Here is a 406-nt window from a genome sequence, read left to right as displayed (position 1 = left end):
GAGTTAAAAGGCCCGTTAAACAGATTTTTTCGCAGCCAGCCGACCACCCCAATCATACTGGACGGTGGGGGCAGCGTGGGTTGAATATCATATTTCATAGCATCCCCTCCTAGCGTTCTGTAAGCTGAATTCTGGCGTTATACCAGTTCATAAAGTATGAGGTCAGCAGACTGAGGGTCAGATAGACCGCCATGGTCATCGCAATCACTTCAATCGCCTGTCCCGTCTGGTTGAGCGTGGTGCCGGCAAACACGTTCACCAGATCGGGGTAGCCGATCGCGGTCGCCAGCGAGGAGTTCTTGGTCAGGTTCAGATACTGACTGGTCAGCGGGGGGATCACCACCCGCATCGCCTGAGGAATCACAATCAGCCGCAGCGTTTTGGCTTTCGACATCCCCAGCGCGGT

General features: G+C 54.7%; 1 protein-coding gene. It reads right to left on the bottom strand.

Annotation, left to right across the window (positions count from 1 at the left end; genetic code table 11):
- Positions 1 to 109 precede the first annotated feature (109 nt).
- Positions 110 to 406 (bottom strand): ABC transporter permease subunit (locus JW499_RS21770; protein ID WP_205212531.1); only part of this gene is annotated, 297 nt, incomplete at its 5' end.

Source organism: Amphritea pacifica (assembly GCF_016924145.1).
Lineage (GTDB): Bacteria > Pseudomonadota > Gammaproteobacteria > Pseudomonadales > Balneatricaceae > Amphritea > Amphritea pacifica.
Note: the sequence above shows the minus strand (reverse complement) of the source record. Positions and strands in the feature narration are given on the sequence as shown.